Source organism: Bacillus sp. AFS073361 (assembly GCF_002567005.1).
GTDB lineage: Bacteria > Bacillota > Bacilli > Bacillales > Cytobacillaceae > Neobacillus.
The window spans coordinates 1-473 of the sequence record NZ_NUZU01000060.1 but is presented as its reverse complement, the minus strand read 5'-3'; the positions used below and the strand labels follow the sequence as shown (position 1 = coordinate 473).

1 protein-coding gene is annotated in these 473 nt (G+C 42.9%); it reads right to left on the bottom strand.

The window, feature by feature from the left end:
* On the bottom strand, positions 1 to 290 hold a 290-nt coding region (locus tag COJ96_RS25065; RefSeq protein ID WP_142333047.1), incomplete at its 3' end, for a transposase.
* Between the last annotated feature and the right edge of the window lie 183 nt (positions 291 to 473).

Here is a 473-nt window from a genome sequence, read left to right as displayed (position 1 = left end):
CCAAAGCCAAGAAACCAACGATATGCCATATTAGTTTCAATTTCCCCAATGGTTTGACGCATGGAGCGAATACCGAAGGTATATTGGATGAAAGTCATCTTAATCAATACTACGGGATCGATACTAGGGCGTCCCCGTTCAGATGAATACAAATCTTGAACGAGTGAGTAAATAAATGAAAAATCAATTGCAGCTTCAATCTTTCGAACTAAATGATTCGCAGGTACAAGCTGATCTAAAGCTATCATTTCTATTTGGTCACGATTCATCTGTGTATTTTTAGTTAACATTTCATCCACCTCATTTATATGTCTGTATCTTAATTATACAAAGGGCTGATATAAAGGTCATTAATGATTTTATAACCCTGTTGATTGGAGCGGAAGGCGGCGAAGACTCCTGCGGGAGTACGGGACAGGGGAGACCCCGCAGACGCTGAAGGCGTCGAGGAGGCTCCCCGAACCGCCCGCGGA